The sequence below is a fragment of the Planobispora longispora genome, from assembly GCF_016863135.1.
GTDB classification, from domain to species: Bacteria; Actinomycetota; Actinomycetes; order Streptosporangiales; family Streptosporangiaceae; genus Planobispora; species Planobispora longispora.
Window position 1 is genome coordinate 29,281 of record NZ_BOOH01000034.1, and the last position, 19,764, is coordinate 49,044.

At 72.4% G+C, this 19,764-nt stretch carries 20 protein-coding genes; 7 read left to right on the forward strand and 13 right to left on the reverse strand.

Features of this window, described 5'->3' with window-relative positions; all coding sequences use genetic code 11:
* Nucleotides 1–46 precede the first annotated feature (46 nt).
* The gene (locus tag Plo01_RS20425) at nt 47–343 is read left to right on the forward strand and encodes a hypothetical protein (protein WP_203892251.1); all 297 of its coding nucleotides are present in this window, start codon (nt 47–49) and stop codon (nt 341–343) included.
* A gap of 30 nt (nt 344–373) precedes the next feature.
* Here the strand turns inward: Plo01_RS20425 and Plo01_RS20430 are convergent, their stop codons facing one another.
* From Plo01_RS20430 to Plo01_RS20445, 4 genes are all read right to left on the reverse strand, one after another.
* Complete coding sequence (locus Plo01_RS20430; protein WP_203892252.1) at nt 374–1,327, reverse strand: phosphotransferase family protein; 954 nt, start codon at nt 1,325–1,327, stop codon at nt 374–376.
* Nucleotides 1,327–1,632, reverse strand: coding sequence for a hypothetical protein (locus Plo01_RS20435; protein ID WP_203892253.1), 306 nt, complete (start codon nt 1,630–1,632; stop codon nt 1,327–1,329). Before Plo01_RS20435 ends, Plo01_RS20430 begins: the two co-directional genes overlap by 1 nt.
* Before the next feature lie 144 nt (nt 1,633–1,776).
* Nucleotides 1,777–2,799, reverse strand: coding sequence for a hypothetical protein (locus Plo01_RS20440; RefSeq protein ID WP_203892254.1), 1,023 nt, complete (start codon nt 2,797–2,799; stop codon nt 1,777–1,779).
* A 56-nt stretch (nt 2,800–2,855) separates the two neighbouring features.
* The gene (locus Plo01_RS20445; RefSeq protein WP_307837392.1) at nt 2,856–3,926 is read right to left on the reverse strand and encodes a DMT family transporter; all 1,071 of its coding nucleotides are present in this window, start codon (nt 3,924–3,926) and stop codon (nt 2,856–2,858) included.
* On the opposite strand from Plo01_RS20445, the gene Plo01_RS20450 reads away from it, so the two are divergent.
* The 4 genes from Plo01_RS20450 to Plo01_RS20465 all read left to right on the forward strand — a co-directional run bounded on the left by Plo01_RS20450 (nt 3,907) and on the right by Plo01_RS20465 (nt 7,889).
* The gene (locus Plo01_RS20450; protein ID WP_373871702.1) at nt 3,907–5,301 is read left to right on the forward strand and encodes an aminotransferase-like domain-containing protein; all 1,395 of its coding nucleotides are present in this window, start codon (nt 3,907–3,909) and stop codon (nt 5,299–5,301) included. The two genes, Plo01_RS20445 and Plo01_RS20450, sit on opposite strands and share 20 nt — an antisense overlap.
* 251 nt (nt 5,302–5,552) lie before the next feature.
* Nucleotides 5,553–6,182: a CGNR zinc finger domain-containing protein gene (locus Plo01_RS20455; protein ID WP_203892257.1), complete on the forward strand. Its 630-nt coding sequence runs from the start codon at nt 5,553–5,555 to the stop codon at nt 6,180–6,182.
* 125 nt (nt 6,183–6,307) lie between these two features.
* Nucleotides 6,308–6,919 (forward strand): GNAT family N-acetyltransferase, encoded by a 612-nt coding sequence (locus tag Plo01_RS20460; protein ID WP_203892258.1) that lies wholly within the window; start codon nt 6,308–6,310, stop codon nt 6,917–6,919.
* A 100-nt stretch (nt 6,920–7,019) separates the two neighbouring features.
* On the forward strand, nt 7,020–7,889 hold the full coding sequence (locus tag Plo01_RS20465) for a 1,4-dihydroxy-2-naphthoate polyprenyltransferase (protein WP_203892259.1): 870 nt from the start codon (nt 7,020–7,022) through the stop codon (nt 7,887–7,889).
* Nucleotides 7,890–7,959: 70 nt separating this feature from the next.
* Here Plo01_RS20465 and Plo01_RS20470 read toward each other — a convergent pair whose 3' ends face one another.
* The 3 genes from Plo01_RS20470 to dapB all read right to left on the reverse strand — a co-directional run bounded on the left by Plo01_RS20470 (nt 7,960) and on the right by dapB (nt 9,420).
* Entirely contained in the window at nt 7,960–8,469 is a 510-nt protein-coding gene (locus tag Plo01_RS20470; protein WP_203892260.1) for a GNAT family N-acetyltransferase, read from the reverse strand.
* On the reverse strand, nt 8,438–8,614 hold the full coding sequence (locus Plo01_RS41540; protein WP_507763411.1) for a zinc ribbon domain-containing protein: 177 nt from the start codon (nt 8,612–8,614) through the stop codon (nt 8,438–8,440). The genes Plo01_RS20470 and Plo01_RS41540 overlap by 32 nt, the downstream gene beginning before the upstream one ends.
* A gap of 68 nt (nt 8,615–8,682) precedes the next feature.
* Nucleotides 8,683–9,420, reverse strand: coding sequence for a 4-hydroxy-tetrahydrodipicolinate reductase (dapB, locus tag Plo01_RS20475; RefSeq protein ID WP_203892261.1), 738 nt, complete (start codon nt 9,418–9,420; stop codon nt 8,683–8,685).
* Nucleotides 9,421–9,597: 177 nt separating this feature from the next.
* Here dapB and Plo01_RS20480 point away from each other — a divergent pair, with 177 nt between their 5' ends.
* Nucleotides 9,598–10,515 carry an LLM class flavin-dependent oxidoreductase gene (locus tag Plo01_RS20480; RefSeq protein WP_203892262.1) on the forward strand — a complete coding sequence of 306 codons (918 nt, stop codon included), beginning with the start codon at nt 9,598–9,600 and terminating at the stop codon, nt 10,513–10,515.
* Between the two features lie 45 nt (nt 10,516–10,560).
* Here Plo01_RS20480 and Plo01_RS20485 read toward each other — a convergent pair whose 3' ends face one another.
* The 5 genes from Plo01_RS20485 to Plo01_RS20505 form a co-directional block, all read right to left on the reverse strand.
* A complete protein-coding gene (locus tag Plo01_RS20485; protein ID WP_203892263.1) occupies nt 10,561–11,871 on the reverse strand; it encodes a M16 family metallopeptidase in 1,311 nt (436 codons plus the stop codon).
* Nucleotides 11,871–14,213, reverse strand: a complete 2,343-nt coding sequence (locus tag Plo01_RS20490) for a polyribonucleotide nucleotidyltransferase (protein WP_203892264.1) — start codon at nt 14,211–14,213, stop codon at nt 11,871–11,873. The genes Plo01_RS20485 and Plo01_RS20490 overlap by 1 nt, the downstream gene beginning before the upstream one ends.
* A 321-nt stretch (nt 14,214–14,534) precedes the next feature.
* The gene (rpsO, locus tag Plo01_RS20495) at nt 14,535–14,804 is read right to left on the reverse strand and encodes a 30S ribosomal protein S15 (protein ID WP_184945291.1); all 270 of its coding nucleotides are present in this window, start codon (nt 14,802–14,804) and stop codon (nt 14,535–14,537) included.
* 148 nt (nt 14,805–14,952) lie between these two features.
* Nucleotides 14,953–16,572, reverse strand: coding sequence for an amidohydrolase (locus tag Plo01_RS20500; protein WP_203892265.1), 1,620 nt, complete (start codon nt 16,570–16,572; stop codon nt 14,953–14,955).
* The gene (locus Plo01_RS20505) at nt 16,569–17,966 is read right to left on the reverse strand and encodes an APC family permease (protein ID WP_203892266.1); all 1,398 of its coding nucleotides are present in this window, start codon (nt 17,964–17,966) and stop codon (nt 16,569–16,571) included. The genes Plo01_RS20500 and Plo01_RS20505 overlap by 4 nt, the downstream gene beginning before the upstream one ends.
* A gap of 123 nt (nt 17,967–18,089) precedes the next feature.
* On the opposite strand from Plo01_RS20505, the gene Plo01_RS20510 reads away from it, so the two are divergent.
* Nucleotides 18,090–18,710: a TetR/AcrR family transcriptional regulator gene (locus Plo01_RS20510; RefSeq protein WP_203892267.1), complete on the forward strand. Its 621-nt coding sequence runs from the start codon at nt 18,090–18,092 to the stop codon at nt 18,708–18,710.
* Nucleotides 18,711–18,800: 90 nt separating this feature from the next.
* Here the strand turns inward: Plo01_RS20510 and Plo01_RS20515 are convergent, their stop codons facing one another.
* Nucleotides 18,801–19,754, reverse strand: a complete 954-nt coding sequence (locus tag Plo01_RS20515; RefSeq protein ID WP_203892268.1) for a bifunctional riboflavin kinase/FAD synthetase — start codon at nt 19,752–19,754, stop codon at nt 18,801–18,803.
* Between the last annotated feature and the right edge of the window lie 10 nt (nt 19,755–19,764).

Consider the following 19,764-nt stretch of genomic DNA (forward strand, 5'->3'; position numbering starts at 1 on the left):
GACGAGTTCCATCGCCGACAGCGCAGCCAGTCGGCTATAACGAGATATGGACGTCCCTCCTGCCCTCGATGACCTAGAGGCGCGTGTCCGCCGTCTGCTGGCGCAGACCGGCTTCGGCGACGACCTCGCCGAGACCGACGACGACCACGGGATGCGGGTGTACCCCGACCCCGCGGGAGGGCTCCGCGTGGTCTGGCGGCGGCCGGCTTCCGGCCTCACCACGGACGGAACCCGCTCCTACCCCGGCATCCACGCCGTGGTGCGGGAAGCCGTGATCAGTGTGCTGACCGGCGCCGGACACCGGGTCGTGCACACCGACGGCGTCATCCGCGTCTTCGCCTGAGCCGCTCCCCGGAATCGAGAGCCCGCCCCGTCAGGGACGGCTCACGCGCGTGCGGAGCCACTCCAGCGCGGCCCGGCCCTGGGCGGCCTGGAAGGCGCGGAGAGTGGGCAGGCCGGGCGGGGACGGCTGCCGGGACTGCCGGACGAAGTAACCGGTGAGCGCGGCCACCGTCGTGGTCACCGCCGGATCGGCCGCCCGCCCGAGCGGGTGGGCGGTGAAGACCTCCTCGGACGGCGGGCCGCCCTGCATCCGCACGCTGGGCAGCATCTGCAGCAGGTCGAACCAGGCCGGGCCGGTGAACGCCCACGGCCAGTCGACGACCATCACCCCGTCGGCGGTGAGCAGCAGGTTGTCGGCCCGGATGTCGCCGTGGACCAGGCTGTCGCCCTCGGCCGCCTCCGGCCAGCCCGCTTCCAGCTCCGCCAGCGCGTCCAGGTGGCGCGCGGCCCACGGGTCGAGTCCCGACAGGTCGTCCAGGCCCGCGTCACGGGCCTGAACCAGCCGACGCCAGCCCTGGAACTGCTCGCCGAGATGCTCCTTCGCCTCCGGAGCGGGCACCGGGGACGGGGTCAGCGCGGCGGCCAGCCCGTCCAGGGCCTCCAGCACGCGATCGAGTTCGCCGGCCCGCCACGGGTCGGCGGGCGCCCGGCCGTCCACGTCCTCGAACAGCAGCGCCACCCAGCCCTCGGACTCGAAGGAGGCCAGCAGCCTCGGCGCGGGCACCCCGGCGGGGAGCGCCGCGGCGATCCGGGCCTCGTTCCGGTAGATCCCGGGGCTGAGCGCGTTGGGCTCGGGCCCGACCGCCTTGGCGAACGCCCGCCGCCCGTCGGCCAGCGTCAGCCGTACGGCGGCGCCCGGCGAGAACCCGCCGTGCTGGGTCACGGCCCCGGCCACCGGCGCGCCCAGGTGCGTCTCGACGGATCGGCGGATCTGCTCGGGCACGGCGTTCCAGGGAAGGCGCACACCGGTCGCGGGCACGTTCATCACCCCATCGTGCCGAAGGCGGCGGACGGGAGGCGAGTGAATAACGGCGCCTCCGCCCGGCGCTCCGCACGGGGCGCGGCCCCCAGCGCCCCGGCGAGCTGGGGCGTGGCCGAGGAGATCGCCGGGAGGGCCGGGCCGCCGCCCGCGGGGACCTGGGTGAGGATCCCGTGGCCGATCGCGGAGGCCGAAGGAGCCGTCCGCAGTCCGGCTTCCAGCGGGGACAGACCGTGCACGAGCTGGAAGTACTGGGCGATGGCGTAGTTGGAGCCCCACAGGACGAAGATGCCGAGGCCCAGCGCGGCCACCGCCGCGGCGAAGGCCCGGTCCGCGAACAGCCGCGGGTCGATCAGCGGGTCGGCGAGGGCGCGCTGCCGTGCCGCGAAGACCGCTCCCAGTGCGAGGCCGGCGGGGCGCCGGGCCGACGCGCCCGCCGGGGAGATCGGCCGTGATCAGAACACCGGGATGACGTCCTCCGGGTCGAGGAAGTCGACCTCGACGCCCTCGATGTCCAGCTCCGGGATCGCCGGGAACTCGATGCCCCAGCGCTCCACGATCGCGCGGACCCGGGCCATCGCCACCCGCCAGTTCTCGGCCTGCTCCTCGTACGACAGCACGCCCAGGCCGCCGTCGCGGGCGTGGTCCATCAGGACGCGGTGGTTGTTCAGGAAGTACGGCGGCAGCTCCCAGAAGCCCCCCGGGGGCTCCCACAGGATCATGGACAGGAAGACGAACCCGGCGCGGAGCTGGCGGGTGATGAGGGAGCGGGTGTCATCGGTGAGGCCGGGCCACTCGTTCTCCAGGATGGTCATGCAGATCTGCAGGTGGCGGGACTCGTCCCGGCCGATGCGGTGGAACATCTCACTGAAGACCGGGTGCTGCGTGCCGCCGGCCATGCCGCGGAAGAGGGTGGAGGCGGCCATCTCGCCCATCATGAAGCTGGTGAACAGCACCGGCAGTGTGTACTTGCCGACGGCGGTGGTGTAGCCGTTCCAGTAGCGGCCGCCGTTGTGGTAGAGCCAGCCGATGTTGTTGTGCGCCGCCTGCTCCAGATCGGTCTCCGGGGTCCAGTTCAGCGGGCCGCCCGGCCAGAGCCTGGCGATGGTCCGCTGGCAGCACTCCTCGTGGTTCATCTCGTCGCGGGTGATCGAGAAGAAGCACTTCCTGACCGGATCCTCCTCGTGCTTCTCGAAGGCCTGGATGGTGGCCCGGGCGAAGACGGCCGGGCCGGAGGCGTCGAAGTTGGCCAGCACCGAGAACCAGTACATGATCCCCAGGCGCTGCTCGACGGTGAAGTCGGCCGGATCGAGACCGTCCCAGGGCAGGTCGGCCGGGTTCCAGAGCATGCGCTTGGACTTCTCGTAGATGGCCGCGAGCTTCTCGGTCTCCACCCGCCACTCCATCGGGTAGATGTTGGGCTGCGGGATCTCCGGCGCGGGCCAGAAGCCGCCGTCGGGAATGGCCAGATCCGCCATGTCTCCCCCTCGTGTGACACCGATAGCTCACACACTGCTCCTCGATGTCACATCTTTCAAGAGCGGGCGCGCTGCGTCATCGCGACACACGCCAGTACGGCGAGCGCGCCCACGACCGTGACCGCCCCGAAGCGCTCGCCGAGCAGGAGCCAGGCCCACGTCAGCGTCAGCAGCGGCTGGGCGAGCTGGGTCTGCCCCGCGCGGGCGATCCCGCCCACGGCCAGCCCGGCGTACCAGGGGATGAACCCGAGGAACATGGAGATCAGACCGGCGTAGGCGAATCCCGCCAGGGAGGCCGCGCCGGGCCGCACCTCGGTGGTCAGCGCCAGTACGGCGGTCGCCGGCACGGTGAGCGGCATGGCCACGACCAGGGCGTGGGAGATCACCCGCCAGCCGGGGGTCTCGCGGGCCAGGCGGCCTCCCTCGGTGTACCCGGCGGCGGCCGAGAGCAGGGCCGCCACCAGGAGCAGGTCGGCCCCGGTGACGTGGCCGCCGCCCCGGCTGAGCGTGAAGGCCGTGACGCAGACGGCTCCCAGGCCGCAGGAGGCCCAGAACAGCGCCCGGGGCCGCTCCCCCGCCCGCAGGACGGCGCAGGCCGCGGTGGCGGCGGGCAGCAGCCCGACGACCACGGCGGCGTGGGAGGCGCTCGCCCCGGAGTCGAGGGCGAGCCCGCTGAAGACGGGGAAGCCGAACACCACTCCGGCGACGATGACGAGATACGACCCCAGCCGGCCCCGGGGCGGCAGCAGCGGCGCCCCGGCGACCGCCAGGAAGACCAGGGCGGCGGCACCGGCCAGCACGGCCCGCCCGATCGCCACCAGGTAGGGGTCGAAGCCCTCCATCGCGAACACCGTCGCCGGGAACGACCCCGAGAACGCCAGCACCCCGAGGCTCGCGAGCGCCGTCCCCCGCCATGCAGTCCCCCGACGCGTCTTCCTCTCCGGCGCCGGAGCACCTCCACCTGGACGCGGAGCAGAATCCGAGACTGGGGCCGAGGGCGCCGGAGCGGGACGGCGGGAGAGGCCGGACGCGGCGGCGGGCCGGGGGTCCGCTACTCGATTTGGGGCAGTAGCGCTACTCTTGTCTCTCATGAATGACGATAGCAGTATCGTCCGATTGGCGACCATCCTCCGCGAGGAGACGGAGCGGCTCCGGCCCGGTGACCGGCTCCCCTCCAGCCGGGAGATCGTCCGGCTGCACGGCGTCAGCCCGGTGACCGTCTCGCGCGCCCTCGGGCGGCTGGCCGCCGAGGGGCGGGTGGTGACCCGGCCGGGGAGCGGGACCTACGTCGCCCACCGCCCGGCCCGCGCCGACGGCCCCGCCGACCTCTCCTGGCAGACGGTCGCGCTCGGCGACCGGGTGGTGGACGACGCCGGCGTGAGCGGCCTGCTCACGCCCCCGCCCGACGGGGTCGTCCCGCTCACCGGCGGTTACCTCAACCCGGCCCTGCGGCCCTCCAGAGCGCTCAACGCCGCCGCCGCGCGCGCCCTGCGCCGTCCCGACGCCTGGGCGCTCCCGCCGCTCACCGGTCTGGCGGAGCTGCGCGGATGGTTCGCCCGGGAGGCCGGGGGCGACGTCACGCCCTCCGACGTCCTCGTGGTCAGCGGCGGGCAGTCGGCCCTCACCCACGCCCTGCGCGCCCTCGCCGCCCCCGGCACCCCCGTGCTCGTCGAGACCCCGGCCTACCCCGGGGCGCTCGCCTCCGCGCGGGCCGCCGGGCTCCGGGCGACCGCGGTGCCGATGGACCGCGACGGGGTGCGGCCCGAGCTCCTCGCCGAGGCGTTCGCCGTCACCGGCGCCCGGGTCTTCCTCTGCCAGCCGACCCTGCACAACCCGACCGGCGCGACGCTCACGCGCGAACGCCGCGAGCAGGTCCTCGCGGTGGCGCGGGCGGCGGGGGCGTTCGTCATCGAGGACGACTACGCCCGCTACTTCGCGACCGCGCCCGTCCCGCCGCCGCTCGTCGCACTCGACGCCCACGGCACCGTGGTCCACGTCAACTCCCTGACCAAGGTGCTGGCCCCGAGCATGCGCGTGGCCGGGGTGATCGCCCGGGGGCCGGCCGCCCACCGCATCCGGGCGAGCCAGCTCGTGGACTCCTTCTTCGTCGCCAGGCCGCTCCAGGAGACGGCGCTGGAGCTCGTCAGCTCCGGCGCCTGGCCCCGGCACCTGTCCATGCTCGGCGCCGAACTGGAGACCCGCAGGAACGCCCTCGCCGCCGCCGTGACCGCCCGGCTGCCCGCCGCCGGCCTCCACCTCGTCCCCCGGGGCGGCCTGCACCTGTGGGTACGGCTCCCGCCGGACCTCGACGAGGAGGCCGTGGTCGAGGCGGCACGCCGCGAGGGGGTCCTGGTGAGCCCGGGGCGGATCTACTATCCGGCCGAGCCGCCCGGCCCCCGGATCCGCCTCACCCACGTGGCGGCGGCCCACCTCCCCGAGCTGGCCGAGGGGGTCAGGCGGCTGGCCCTCGCCGTCGAGCGGGCGGCCGGGGGCTCCCCGTGACCCGTCCTCACCGGGCGGGACGCCGTCCGCGCCCGAAGGCCGGCGCCGTACGGCCGCGCCCGGAGTCCGGCGTCGCACGGCCGCGCTCCCCTCTCGGACGGTGCTCGCTCCTGCGCCCCTCCCGGAACGCCGGATGGACCGGGTGCCGCGTGGCGATCTCCCTTCGACACCACCGAAAACGTTATGACGGCGTCTAAGCGAGGGCAACCTCCTACTGGCGTACAGTGGTCACGAAGAGGTGATCGATGCCCATGACCGGCCCCGCCGCCCTGGTGTGCGACTTCGTCAACAGTTACGACGTCGAGAGCGGCACCGACACGATCCCCTCTCCCGCCGCCCTCGTCGCGTGGCTGGGCGAGCACGGCCTGGCCGATCCCGGCGACACCGCGAGCGCGGAGGACCTGGCCACCGCCGTCGATCTCCGTGAAGGGCTGCGCGCGGCGCTCCGCCGCCACCACGGCCGGGAACCCGACGGCGACGACGGCGGAGACGGCCGGAACGGAAACAGCGCGACCGGAAACGACGGGAGCGGAAACAGGGCGACCGGGAACGGCGCGGCCGGGGAGCCGCGCCTCTCCCGCGCGCTCGACCGGCTGCCGCTCACGGTCACGTTGGCCGGTGACGCCCCCGCGCTGGAGCCGGTGGCGACCGGGGTCCCCGGCGGGCTCGCCGGGATCGCCGCCGCCGTGATGGCGCTCCACGCCGAGGGCGCCTGGCCCCGACTGAAGGTGTGCACCGAGAGCACCTGCCAGTGGGCGTTCGTCGACTCCTCCAAGAACCGTTCGCGCTCCTGGTGCTCGATGAAAGTCTGCGGTAACCGGACCAAGACCAGGGCATACCGGGCACGGCGTCAGACGGAGACGGGTTCGCGTCATCTGTGAGCCAGATTCCCCGATACGGTGTAACTGCCTGCCTCACGGGTCCGCCCGCCTGACGCCCGCTCGCGCGGAACGGCCCCCGGGGCAGCGTGTCCTGGCGGTGTACGGCAGATAAGGAGCGGGCCGAGATGGCAGACGTAGGCGTGCGGGCGGCTCGGCACGATGATGTCGACGCGGTGACGGGCACCCAGATCCGCGCCTGGCGGCAAGGCTACCGGGAGTTCCTGCCCGAGGGGCCGCTGGAGCAGATGACCGGCCCGGCCGCCGAACGCATGTGGCGGCGGCAGTGGGACGAGGCGATCATCTCCCCGCCCAGCTCCCGGCATCGCGTGCTGGTCGCGGTGGAGCAGGTCGTCCTCGACACCGACGCGTTCCCCGCGCTCGGTCCCGGCGGCATCGAGGCCCTGGCCGCGATGCAGGGCGCGGAGCGCGTGGTCGGCCTGGCCTCGCACGCCCCCGCCGAAGACCCCGACCTCGACCCCACGATCGCCTCCGAGCTGCTCACCTTCCTCGTGGACCCGGACTTCGTCCGGCGCGGCCACGGCAGCCGCCTGCTCAACGCCACGGTCGACCACCTGCGCGAGGACGGCTACCGGACCATCGTGACCTGGGTGTTCGCCGACAACCACCCGCTGCTCGGGTTCCTGGAGTCGGCGGGCTGGGGCGAGGACGGAGCCGAGCGGGTCCTCGACATGGGCCGGCCGGTGCGGATGATCCGCCTGGCCACCGACATCAGTTAGGAGCGGCCGTCCCCCGGCCCCGGAGGACCGGAACCCCACCGCGCGCCCCGGCGAACCCGGGACCGGTCGCCTGGACCCCCGAGAGGAAGACCGTAACGCCATGGCCACCCCGAGCCAGTGGATCGCCGGCGCCCGCCCGCGCACCCTTCCCGCCGCCGTCGTCCCCGTCGCCGTGGGCACCGGCGTCGCGATCGGGTACGGCGGAGCGGTGTGGTGGCGGGCGCTGCTCGCCCTGTTCGTGGCGCTCGCCCTGCAGATCGGCGTGAACTACGCCAACGACTACAGCGACGGCGTACGCGGCACCGACGACAACCGGGTCGGCCCGATGCGCCTGGTCGGATCGGGAACCGCCGCCCCGCGGCAGGTGCTGGCGGCGGCCCTGGGCTGCTTCCTGGCCGCCGCGGCAGCCGGGCTGGTCCTGGTCGTGGCGACCCGGGCGTGGTGGATGCTGGCGGTCGGCGCGGCGGCGATCGCCGCGGCCTGGTTCTACACCGGCGGCTCCCGCCCGTACGGCTACCGCGCGATGGGCGAGATCTCGGTCTTCGTCTTCTTCGGCCTGGTCGCCGTGGCCGGCACCACGTTCGTCCAGCTGGAGTGCCTGCCCTGGACCGCGCCGGCCGCCGCCGTCCCGGTCGGGCTCCTGGCCTGCGCGCTGCTGGTGGTCAACAACCTGCGCGACATCGTGACCGACGGCCCGGCGGGCAAGCGCACCATGGCCGTGCTCCTCGGCGACGGCCGCACCCGCACGCTCTACACCCTCTGCCTGGTCCTGCCGCTCGTCATCGCGGCGGCCATGGTCCCGTGGCATCCGTTCGCCGCGCTCGGCCTGCTCGCCGCACCGCTGGCGATCGGCCCGGTCCGGGCGGTCCGGGCGGGGGCCGTCGGCCCGGCGCTGATCGCCACGCTCCAGCAGACCGGCCGCCTGCAGATGGTCTTCGGCCTGCTGTTCGCCATCGGCCTGGCCCTGTAGGCGCGGCCTTCGCGGGCACGGCCCGGCCGCGCGCAGAGGGAGGATCCGCACGCTCACCGGGTCCGCGCGCTCACAACACGCGGCGCATCACGACCCGGGGCGCGAGCTCGATGCCCAGCTCCCGCTCGTGCGCCACCAGCGCGGCCGTCTCCGGCCCCCACTCGGCCCGGTCCAGTACGGCGAAGCCGCGCCGGCCGTACCACGGCCCGTTCCACGGGACGTCGCGGAAGGTGGTGAGCGTGACGGCCGGCGCCCCGACCGCCGCGGCGTGCGCGCACAGCGCCTCCACCAGGCGCCCGCCGACGCCCCGCCGCCCGTGGTCCGGGTGGACCGCCAGCTGGTCGAGATGCACGTTCCCGTCGACCCAGCCGAACAGCGCGAACCCCACCGGCGGGTCCCCCGCGACGAGCACCCTGGACGGATCGCCGACTTCCTCGACCATCGTCGTGCCCGCCGGAAAGGTGATCCCGACCTGGGCGAACACCTGGTCGGCCGCGACCTCGACCGCCACCAGCCCCGGCAGCTCCGCCGCCTCGGCCCAGCGGACCTCAGTCGAAGTCGAAGATGGAGTGCTTGTCATAGAAATGGAGGATATAGCGGCAGCGGCCGCAGATCATGAGGGTTACCCGGTGGGAGGTGATCCCCCACCGGCTGTCCAACCGGCCCCGCTCCTTCTGGAACTCAGTGTTACCGCAGAGCGGGCAGACGAGCTCAGGACGATCCATACTCTCAAGACGAGCGGCCCGTCCCGGAAAGTTCCGCCCACCCGCCCCCCGGACGCTCCGGAGACCCCTCAGAGGTCGAGCAGGTTCTCCAGCCCGACGGTCAGGCCCGGGATCTCCCGGACCCGGCGCACGCCCAGCAGCACGCCCGGAGTGAACGACGCCCGGTTCATCGTGTCGTGCCGGATGGTGAGGATCTCCCCGTCACCGCCCAGGATCACCTCCTGGTGCGCGATCAGCCCGGCCAGCCGTACGGCGTGCACGTGAACGCCGTCCACGTCCGCGCCGCGCGCGCCGTCCAGTTCCGAACTGGTCGCATCCGGCATCGGGGCCATCCCGGCCTTGCGCCGCGCCTCGGCGACCAGCTCGGCCGTGCGGCGGGCGGTCCCGGAGGGCGCGTCCGCCTTGTTCGGGTGGTGCAGCTCGACGATCTCGACGGAGTCGAAATAACGGGCGGCCTGCTGGGCGAAGTGCATCATCAGCACGGCGGCGATGCCGAAGTTCGGCGCGATCAGCGCGTTGACGCCGGGGCCGGCGTCCAGCCAGCCGCGCACCGCGGCGAGCCGGTCGGCGTCGAAGCCGGTGGTGCCGACCACGGGGTGGATGCCGTGCCCGATGCACCAGCGCATGTTGTCCATGACCACGTCGGGGTGGGTGAAGTCGACCACCACCTCGGCGCCGTCCAGCCGCTCGATCGGATCGTCCCTGTCGACGGCCGCGACCAGCTCCAGGTCGTCCGCCGCCTCGACGGCCTTGCACACTTCCACACCGACGCGCCCGCGGGCGCCGAGAACACCTACCCTGATCACGCGCCCCAGCGTATACCGTCCGCCCTTCCGGACACCGCCCGGTACGACGCGGCATCCCCCTGCCACGGCGCCGTCCCCTCGCCGCCGCCGTGGACCCGCCTCCGTGCGGTGCCGTTACGGCGGAACGGGGTGCGGTGGTGTTCAGCTCCGCGCTCCGCCGGCGTAGCGTCAGGTGTCATGCGGGCAGGCATCGTGATCCTTCCGGATCGTCCGTGGACGATCGGCGCGCAACGGTGGCGGCGCGCCGAGGCGTACGGATTCGCCCACGCCTGGACCTACGACCACATCGGATGGCGGGACCTGGTCGACGGTCCGTGGTTCGACGCCGTCCCCACCCTCACCGCGGCCGTCCTGACCACGTCCCGGATCCGTCTGGGCACCATGGTCGCCTCCCCCAACTTCCGCCATCCGGCCCACTTCGCACGCGAGGTCGTCACCCTCGACGACATCAGCCGCGGCCGGTTGGTCGTCGGCGTCGGCGCGGGCGGTGTCGCCGGGTACGACACCCGCGTGCTCGGGCAGCCGCCGCTGACCCCGCGGACGAGGGTGGACCGGTTCGCCGAGTTCCTGCACCTGCTCGACCGCATCCTGCGCGATGAGCGGGTCACCTGGCGCGGCGAGCACTACACCGTGGTCGACGCCCGCGCCACGCCCGGATGCGTCCAGTCACCGCGGGCGCCGTTCGTGGTCGCCGCGACCGGGCCGCGGTCGATGCGCCTTGCGGCGCGCTACGGCACCGGCTGGGTGACCACCGGCGCACGCACGAACGATCTCGACGCCTGGTGGCGCACGGTGGCCGAGGCGGGGCGCCGTTTCGACGACGTCCTGGGCGCCGTCGGCCGTGATCCGGCGACCATCGACCGATACCTGATGCTGGACCCGGCCTCGCCGGTCTACTCGCTGTCCAGCGCGGGGTTCTTCGCCGACGCGCTCGCGCGGGCGGCCGAGTACGGTTTCACCGACGCTGTCACGTACTGGCCGCGCAGTTCAGGCTGGTACGCGGGCGATGAGGCCGTCTTGGACAGGATCGCCGCCGACGTGCTACCGGGCTTACGGCCGCCCGGGCAGACCACCGACTCCGATGCCCGGCCCTGAACGAGGAAGGCGGTCCGCCGTGGGGCGGACCGCCGTGCTGGGGCGTCAGACGGACAGTGCCCGGCTGAAGTCCTTGTCCTCGTAGGGGCCGATGACCGCGAGGGTCAGCGGGCGCGTGAAGATGTCGCGGGCGATCTCGGTGATCTCCTCGGGAGTGACCGCGTCGATCCGCGCCAGTACCTCGTCGACCGAGAGCAGTTCGTCGTAGACGAGGTCGCCCTTGCCGATCCGGGACATCCGGGAGCCGGTGTCCTCCAGGCCGAGCACGAGGCCGCCGCGCATCTGGCCCTTGCCGCGGACGATCTCGTCCTCGGTGATGCCCTCGGCGACCACCCGGTGGATCTCCTCGCGGCAGATCTCCAGCACATCGTCGATCTTGGAGGGCAGGCAGCCGGCGTAGATGCCGAACTGGCCGGTGTCGGCGTACTGGGAGGTGTAGCTGTACGTCGAGTAGGCCAGGCCGCGCTTCTCCCGGATCTCCTGGAACAGGCGCGACGACATGCCGCCGCCGAGCGCCGCGTTGAGCACGCCGAGGGCGAAGCGGCGGTCGTCGGTGCGGGTGATGCCGGTCGTGCCCAGGACCAGGTTGGCCTGTTCGGTCGGGCGGTGCAGCACCCGGATGCCGGAGCGGGGCTCGACGCCCTCGCCGGACACCCGCGGCGGGATCGGCGAGGCGTCGCCGCCCAGGGCGCCGGCCCGCTCGTAGGCGGCGGCGACCAGTTCCACCACCTGCTCGTGGGTGACGTTGCCCGCCACCGACACCACCGTGCGGGTGGGCAGGTAGTAGGTCCGGTAGTACTCCACGATCCGGTCGCGGGCGATCGCGTTGATCGACTCGACCGTGCCGAGGATCGGCCTGCCGATGGGCGTGTCGCCGTACAGCTCCGCGGAGAACTGCTCGTGCACCACGTCCGACGGGTCGTCGTCGTGCATGGCGATCTCCTCCAGGATCACGCCACGCTCGGCCTCGACGTCGTCGGGAGTGATCAGCGAGGAGGTCACCACGTCGGCGAGCACGTCGATCGCCACCTTCAGGTCCTCGTCGAGGACCCGGGCGTAGTAGCAGGTGTACTCCTTGGCGGTGAAGGCGTTGATCTCACCGCCGATGCCCTCGATGGCCGCGGAGATCTCCAGGGCGTCCCGTGTGGGGGTCCCCTTGAACAGCAGGTGCTCAAGGAAGTGGGAGGCGCCCATGTGCTCGGGCGCCTCGTCCCTCGATCCGATGCCGACCCACATGCCGACCGCGACGGATCGCACGGTCGGCATGGATTCGGTCACCACCCGGAGCCCACCGGGGAGGACGGTGCGCTGCACGACCCCGGCGCCGTCCTTGCCGGGGTGCAGAGTGGTGGTCATCACGAGTTGCGGTCTTCTCCCCCGCGGTTGCCGCCGCTGCTGCGGGTCCGCACGCGGGTGCGGCGGGGCTTGTCCTCGGCGGGCCTGTCCTCGGCGGGAGCGGCGGAGGCGGCGGGGGCCGCGTCCGACTCGCCCGACTCGGGGGTGCCGGCCTCGCCCTTGGCCTCGGCCTCCTTCTCGACGACCTCGACCGGGACGAGCGAGAGCTTGCCGCGCGAGTCGATCTCGGCGATCTCCACCTGGATCTTCTCGCCCACGTTCATGACGTCCTCGACGTTCTCGATGCGCTTGCCGCCGTGCAGCTTGCGGATCTGGGAGACGTGCAGCAGGCCGTCCTTGCCCGGCATGAGGGAGATGAACGCGCCGAAGGCGGCGATCTTGACGACCGTGCCCAGGTAGCGCTCGCCGACCTCCGGCATGTGCGGGTTGGCGATGGCGTTGATCGCCGAACGGGCCGCCTCGGCGGACGGGCCGTCGGTGGCGCCGATGTAGATGGTGCCGTCGTCCTCGATCGTGATCTCGGCGCCGGTGTCGTCCTGGATCTGGTTGATCATCTTGCCCTTCGGGCCGATGACCTCGCCGATCTTGTCGACCGGGACCTTGATCGTGATGATGCGCGGAGCCGTGGCGTTCATCTCCGCCGGGGAGTCGATGGCCTCCTGCATCACGTCGATGATGGCCAGGCGGGCGCCCTTGGCCTGCTTCAGCGCGGCGGCCAGGACCGAGGCGGGGATGCCGTCGAGCTTGGTGTCGAGCTGCAGCGCGGTGATGACGTCCTTGGTGCCGGCGACCTTGAAGTCCATGTCGCCCATGGCGTCCTCGGCGCCGAGGATGTCGGTCAGCGTGACGTACTGGTCGCCCTCGTTGATCAGGCCCATCGCGATGCCCGCGACGATGCCCTTCAGCGGGACGCCCGCGTCCAGCAGCGACATCGTGCTGGCGCACACCGAGCCCATCGAGGTGGAGCCGTTGGAGCCGAGCGCCTCCGACACCTGGCGGATCGCGTAGGGGAACTCCTCGCGGGCCGGCAGGACCGGGATGAGCGCCCGCTCGGCGAGCGCGCCGTGGCCGATCTCGCGGCGCTTGGGAGAGCCCACCCGGCCGGTCTCGCCGGTGGAGTAGGGCGGGAAGTTGTAGTTGTGCATGTAGCGCTTGGTGCGCTCGGGGTTCAGCGTGTCGATCATCTGCTCCATGCGGAGCATGTTGAGCGTGGTGATGCCCATGATCTGGGTCTCGCCGCGCTCGAACAGGGCCGAGCCGTGGACCCGGGGCACCACGTGGACCTCGGCGGTCAGCTGGCGGATGTCCTTCGCGCCGCGGCCGTCGATGCGCACGCCCTCGTTGATGACGCGCTCGCGCATGAGCTTCTTGGTCAGCGACCGGAAGGCGGCGCCGACCTCCTTCTCGCGGCCCTCGAAGTCGGGGGCGACCTTCTCGGCGGCCAGGCTCTTGACCCGGTCGAGCTCGATCTCGCGCTCCTGCTTGCCCGCGATGGTCAGCGCGGCGGCCAGCTCGGTCTTGACCGCGCCGCTCACGGCCTCCAGGACGTCGTCCTGGTAGTCGAGGAAGACGGGGTACTCGGCGGTCTCCTTGGCGGCGACCCCGGCCAGCTTGGACTGCGCGTCGCACAGCACCTTGATGAACCGCTTGGAGGCCTCCAGGCCCTCGGCCACGGTCTCCTCGGTCGGCGCGACCGCGCCCTCGGCGACGAGCTTGAGCGTGTCGCGGGTGGACTCGGCCTCGACCATCATGATCGCGACGTCGCCGTCCTCCAGGACCCGGCCGGCCACGACCATGTCGAAGGTGGCGCTCTCCAGCTCCGAGTGGGTCGGGAAGGCGATCCACTGGCCCTCGATCAGCGCGACGCGCACGCCGCCGATCGGGCCGGAGAAGGGCAGTCCGGCGAGCTGGGTGGACAGGGACGCGGCGTTGATCGCGACCACGTCGTACAGGTGGTCGGGGTTGAGCGCCATGATCGTGGCGACGACCTGGATCTCGTTGCGCAGGCCCTTGACGAACGACGGGCGCAGCGGCCGGTCGATCAGGCGGCAGGTGAGGATGGCGTCCTCGGAGGGACGGCCCTCACGGCGGAAGAACGAGCCGGGGATGCGGCCCGCGGCGTACATCCGCTCCTCGACGTCCACCGTGAGGGGGAAGAAGTCGAGGTTCTCCTTGGGATTCTTGGACGCGGTGGTCGCGGACAGGACCATCGTCTCGTCGTCCAGGTAGGCGACGGCGGAACCCGCCGCCTGGCGCGCGAGCCGTCCGGTCTCGAACCGGATCGTACGCGTGCCGAAAGAGCCGTTGTCGATGACGGCTTCACTGCTGTGGACACCCTCCACGGGGGACCTCCTTGTGGTCGGTCACCCGCGTCCGCCCGGGCACGCGTGTCATGCCTGGGTCGTCTTTGTTGCCGCTTCCCCGTAGGTGCAGCGCCGGTCTTCGATCGAAGCGCCCGGTTCGTGTGTGCGGCATTCGCCGCGGTGACCGGGGGCCACTACCGAGGACCGGCCCTCCGACGCCGTGGGGCGCGTTTGCTTGCGGACGCGGGGGCACTTTCTCGGCTATTCAGTTTGCTCGTAGGACCGGGTTCCCGTGACGCGACGCGCCGAAACGGGCCCTACGAGATGGGGGAGCGGCGCGAACGCCACTCCCCCGTCATGCTATCGGCGAAGACCGAGTCGCTCGATAAGCGAACGGTAACGCTCGATGTCCTTGTTCTGCAGGTACTTGAGCAGGCGACGGCGACGGCCGACCAGCAGCAGCAGACCGCGCTGGCTGTGGAAGTCGTGCTTGTTCCGCTTCATGTGCTCGGTGAGCTCACTGATGCGCTTGCTGAGCAGCGCGATCTGCACCTCGGGCGAGCCGGTGTCGGCCTCGCTCTTGGCGTATTCACCGATGATCTGCTTCTTGGCGGCGCTGTCGAGCGACACGTCTCTCCTTGAACATCTACGGGCACACGTTGATTTCGGAAAAGGCCCGAGCGACCGTGTGTGCCTACAGTCGCCGTGGCGGGAGTCAGCGGCCGGGGATGACTTCACCACCGGTTACAGAGCTGACATGCCAGGCTACCATCGGCCGTCACGTGCTCGCACGCTCCACGACCCCGCCGCCCACGATCACGGTCTCGGCCCGGACCTCGGGGATGCGCTCGACCGGGATCCCGAAGAGGTCCTCGGAGAGGATCACCAGGTCGGCGAGCTTGCCCACGGTCAGGGAACCGCGGTCGTGGTCGCAGAAGTTGGCGTGGGCCGAGCCCAGCGTGTAGGCCCGGATCGCGGTCTCCAGGTCAACGGCCTCCTCCGGCACCCAGGCGGGGCCGCCCGCCAGGCCGCGCCGGGTGACGGCGGTGTAGATGCCGATCATGGGGTCCATCTCGGCGACGTTCCAGTCGCTGGAGAACGCCAGCACGGCTCCCGCCTCGTGCAGCGAGCGCATCGGCCACGCCTTGGCCCACCGGCCCGGTCCCACGGCCTCGGCCCAGTCGTGGCCGGGCCCGGCGATGTCGGGCGAGCAGTGCCGGGGCTGCATGCAGGCGACGACGCCCAGCTCGGCGAAGCGCGGCACGTCCGCCGGGTCGAGGCACTCGACGTGGACGACCTGGTGCCGGGCGTCCCGGGGGCCGTTCACCTCCCGGGCGTGCTCGACGGCGTCCAGCACGGTGCGGATGCCCCGGTCCCCGGTGGCGTGCACGAACGCCTGGAAGCCCGCCGCGTCCAGCTTGGCCAGCAGCTGCGCGAACTCCTCCGGGTCGTAGAAGGTCTCCCCCCGGTGCGCGTGCCCGCAGTACGGCTCCAGCAGCGCCGCCGTGTGCGGCTCCACCACGTCGTCGATGTAGAGCTTGAGCGGCCCGGCCCGCAGCCACTCGTCCCCGCCGCGGGCCGCTGCGGCGAAGTCCGCCAGCTCGGCGTCGCCCGTGCCGCGGGGGTGGAACAGCGCGGCGATCACCCGCGACCGGAGCCGCCCCTCGGCCCGGGCCCGCTCGAACAGCGCCAGGTCGTCCAGCGAGTTCTGCGGCTCGACGATCGTGGTGATGCCGTACCGGGTGGCCATGTCGAGGCTGGCCAGCAGCCGGGGGTACTGCCGCTCGGCGCTCGCCCACGGCACCCCCAGCCCAGCGAGGGCGCGCTGGCCGTCCCGGGACAGCCCGCGCACCGCGAACTCGGTGACGAACCCGGTCGGCTCGCCCGTCTCGTCGGTCTCGGCCACGCCGTACGGCAGGTCGGTGTGGTCGCGGTCGATGCCCAGCTCGCGCAGGCCGGCCGTGTTCAGCCACATGGTGTGCACGTCGTAGCCGAACACGAAGGCGGGCAGGCCCTCGGTGAGCGGGTCCAGGTCGGCGGCGCGCGGCATCCGGCCGCCGGGGACGGCGGAGTACTCGAAGCCCTCGCACTCGATCCACCGGGCGCCGGGGTTGGCCGCCCGCCACGCGGCGATCCGCCGGCCGATCTCCGCCAGGGAGCCCGCCCCGGCGAGCTGGACGCACGCGTCGTCCGAGCCGAGCCGTACGTGGTTGTGGGCGTCCACGAAGCCGGGCAGGACCAGCCGCCCGCCCGCGTCGATCACCTCGGCGGCCTCCGGGCGGGAGGCGTCGTCGCCGATCCAGGTGATCCGCCCGTCCCGTACGGCCAGCGCCTGCGCCCGGGGCAGCGCCGGGTCCACGGTGTGGATCCGGGCGTTGCGGACGACCAGGTCGTTCACCGCTCGTCCTCCTGGCCGGTCGTCTCCTCGGGGGCCGTCACGACCCAGCGGCTGGCGGCGCGGGGCCGCAGGTACAGGAAGTAGTAGGCGCTGCAGATCGCGATGATGCCGCCGGCGACGGCCAGGTCCGTCAGGTCCTGCTCGGCCAGGGCGTAGAGCAGGGCGGCGATCACCGCGATCGGGACCACCGGCCAGAGCGGCATCCTCCAGGCCGCGGCCCGGCGGTATCCGCCCGAGCGGGCGCGGATGGCGGCGACCGCGATGACGAGGGAGACCAGCGTCAGGATGACCGAGGTCACGCCGAGCAGTTCCTCGATGTTGAGCACGGCCGCCATCAGCGCGCCGGGCAGGCCGATGGCCAGGGTGCTGACCCAGGGCGAGCCCCACTTGGGGTGGAGCTTGGTCAGGGCGCGGTTGACCGGCTCGGGCCAGGCGCGGTCGCGTCCGGAGGCGAAGATGACGCGGCCGTTCTGCAGCGCCATGACCAGCACCGCGTTGAGGATCGCGATCGCGATGCCCAGGTTGATCATGGCGGCGAAGCCGGGGCTGGTCCAGGCCCGGACGTAGTCGGGGAAGGTGCCGTTGACCAGGTCGTCGAGCGAGCCGACGCCGAGCACCGCGGCGGCCGTGGGAATGATGATGATCGCTCCGGCCAGGCCGAGCGACCAGAAGACGGTCCGGGGGACGTTGCGGCGCGGGTTCTTGATCTCCTCGGTGAGGTAGACGGCCGAGCCGAAGCCGTTGAAGGAGAACATCGTGACCGTGAGCCCGGCCATCAGGATGCCCGCGGAGAAGGCCGACAGGCCGCCCTGGCCGTCCGGCACCACCGGGGAGACCAGCACCGACACGTCGCGCTCGGAGTTGAGGAAGCCGAAGCCCGCGACCACGGCGGCGGCGATGATCTCGACGGCGAGGAAGGCGCCGGTGATGAAGGCGTTGGAGCGCACGTCGAGCACGGCGAACACCGTGGCCAGCAGCATGACGACCGCCCCGGCGAGCGCTCGGTCCACGGTGAACAGGTCCGCCAGGTAGTCGGCGGTGCCCAGGGCGATGATCGGCGGAATGACCACCAGGAGGGAGGCGGAGAGCCCGAAGGTGACCCATCCGGCGAACCGGCCGAGCACCGTGGTCACCATGGCGTACTCGCCGCCGGAGCTCGGCACGAGCGTGCCCAGCTCGGCGTAGCAGAAGGCGATCCCGGCCGAGACCACCAGCCCGGCGACCAGGGCGATCACCGCGCCGCTCCCCTGCTCGGCCAGCACCTCGGGGACGATGATGAACAGCGACGAGGTGGGCGTGATGCACGACAGGGTCAGCATGACCGCGCCGAACAGGCCGAGGACTCGCGGCAGGGATGGAGCCGGCTGCGGCGCGAGTGTGGATTGGTCGAGCACGGGGGCTCCTCACACGACGATCAGTTTTGAATGATGTTCAAAATTTTGAATGCCATTCAAAATGCACTGTCGTAGAGTTCAGCGTCAAGACTCCTTAATGACCCGTTACCGGAACGAGGCGACATGGCACGCGGTCAGGCGCGCGGCACGGTCCGGCGGCGGCTGGAGCGCCCGCGCGAGCAGATGCTCGAAGCCGCGATGGAGGCGATCGCCGAGTACGGCCCGGCCGAGATGACGATGGCCGAGCTCGCCCGGCGGGTGGGCACCAGCGGCGGCCACGTCCTCTACTATTTCGGCAGCAAGGACCAGGTCCTGCTGGAGACGCTGCGCTGGAGCGAGGAGAAGCACGTCCCGGGCCGGACGGCGCTGCTGACGGCCGGCGGGAGCGCGATGGACCGGATCCCCGCCTTCGCCGGGCTGTACCTCCCCGAGGGGACGGCAGACCCGCGCTGGCTGCTCTGGGTGCACGTGTGGGGCCGCACGCTGGCGGTCCCCGCGCTGGGCGAGACCCAGGCGGAGCTCGACCTGGCCTGGCACCGCGACCTGGTCGCGCTGCTGGAGCAGGGCGCCCGCGCCGGCGAGTTCGCCCCCGTGGACCTGGAGGACTTCTCCGTACGGCTGCGCGCCATGCTGGACGGCTTCAGCACCCAGATCGTGATCGGCGTCCCCGGAGCCACCCGCGAGGGCTCGATCGCCCACGCGACGGCCTACGCCCGCCAGGCCCTCCTGCCCTCCCCCGCCTGACCTCGCCCGGACGCGTGTCCGGCTGATCCCCGGGGGAAGCGATCACCATGATCGACGAGGTCGGGGCGACCGCGGGCCGGGCGTCCGGCTTCAGGAGGTCAGGCGGCGGGTCTCGGCGACGTCGGCGTTCATCTGCTCGATCAGCGCCTCGATCGAGTCGAACCTCGTGTTGCCGCGGAGCCGGTGGCCGAAGTCGACGGCCACGTGCGCGCCGTACAGGTCGAGGTCGTCGCGGTCCAGCGCGTAGGCCTCGACGGTGCGGTCCACGCCCTCGAAGGTCGGGTTGGTGCCCACGGAGATGGCCGCGGGCCAGCGCTCGCCGCCGTAGACGGCCGGCAGGTTGCCGGTCGGGATGCCCTGCAGCCAGCCCGCGTAGACGCCGTCGTCGGGGATCGCGGTGAACTCCGGCGACTCGACGTTGGCGGTCGGGAAGCCCAGCTGGCGGCCGCGCTGGTAGCCGCGGACCACCACGCCCTCCACCCGGTGCGGGCGGCCCAGCGCGGCGGTGACGGCCTCGATCTGCCCGGCGGCGAGAAGTTCGCGGATCCGGGTGGAGGAGATGGCCTCGCCGTTGCTCACCAGCGGCACGCCCTCGGCCTCGAAGTCGTACTTCTCCCCGAGCGTCCGCAACGTCTCCACGTCGCCGGCGGCCTTGTGCCCGAAGCGGAAGTTCTCCCCCACCACGACCCCCGCCGCGTGCAACCGGTCGACCAGCACCGTCTGCACGAACTCGTCCGGGCTCATCTGGGAGAACTCCAGGGTGAACGGGAGCACGCAGACCGCGTCCACGCCGAGGGAGGACAGCAGCTCCGTGCGGTGCCGGGCCGTGGTCAGGCGCGGCGGGTGCGTGCCCGGCCGGACGACCTCCTCCGGATGCGGGTCGAACGTCACCACCACCGAGGGCAGCCCGAGCCGCCGCGCCATCGTCACGGCGCGCGCCACCATCTGCTGGTGCCCGGTGTGAACACCGTCGAAGACGCCGATCGTGATGACGGACCTGCCCCAGTCCTCGGGCACGTCGTCCAGTCCGTGCCAGCCTCGCACGTGAGCCTCT